2 tRNA genes and 1 rRNA gene are annotated in these 886 nt (G+C 46.3%); all 3 read left to right on the top strand.

Annotated elements, in window-relative coordinates:
* Nucleotides 1-55: ribosomal RNA gene (locus CWE13_RS12580) — 16S ribosomal RNA — on the top strand; the annotation flags it as partial.
* Between the two features lie 150 nt (nt 56-205).
* Nucleotides 206-282 (top strand) — tRNA-Ile (locus tag CWE13_RS12475).
* A gap of 246 nt (nt 283-528) precedes the next feature.
* A tRNA-Ala gene (locus CWE13_RS12470) sits at nt 529-604 on the top strand.
* Nucleotides 605-886 lie beyond the last annotated feature (282 nt).

Genomic DNA, 886 nt, shown 5'->3' with positions numbered 1-886 from the left:
GGTGAAGTCGTAACAAGGTAGCCGTAGGGGAACCTGCGGCTGGATCACCTCCTTAACGATGAAGATGCGTAATTGGGTGAGTGCTCACACAGATTGATTGGCTTGATAGATGGAACAAAGATTGGTTACTACAGCGCTTGTCGCTGTTTTTTTAGCCCTGCTATATGGTGGTGTTGAGAGAATCAGTAGTAGCCAAACGGATACTGGGTCTGTAGCTCAGCTGGTTAGAGCGCACCCCTGATAAGGGTGAGGTCGGTAGTTCAAGTCTACTCAGACCCACCATTTTGTCTGTCTGGCGTTGTTAAAGTGCTCGTCGCATACTGGTGTATGCTTCCTCACACTTTGCCTAGCCACACAGCCAAAACCGCGAAAATGTTTATGAGTCATGATGTATTCATAAATATTGGAGCGCAGGGCTATGGTGGTTTGCCAAGGCTTGCGACGAACGAAGGAAGGCGCATACCTCAATGGTATGTAACTGACTGAGTGAGGAGTATAACGCAGGCAAAGCGGCATAGCACAAGTGAAGGGGCCATAGCTCAGCTGGGAGAGCGCCTGGTTTGCATCCAGGAGGTCTGCGGTTCGATCCCGCATGGCTCCACCATTTTCCTTTATGCTGCGTTAGGGCATTCGTCGTGTGTTACAACACACTTCCTCATACCCTGCCTTGCCTAAAGCAAAATTTGGCTTGAATGACATTACATTTTCCTCCGATTCTTTGTTCCACATATGATGCGTATTGCTAAGTGTTCTTGTTTGAGAATATTTATCAATCACATTATGTGAGTTGCTCTTTAATAATTTGGACAAGCTGATAAAGAAACAAACGAAGTTTGAACAAGCCAGGTATAACTCACCAGATTAACTTTGGTGGCGTATCGTTCAT

It is taken from the genome of Aliidiomarina shirensis (genome assembly GCF_003987345.1).
Lineage (GTDB): Bacteria > Pseudomonadota > Gammaproteobacteria > Enterobacterales > Alteromonadaceae > Aliidiomarina > Aliidiomarina shirensis.
This window is presented reverse-complemented; position numbering and strand designations above follow the sequence as displayed.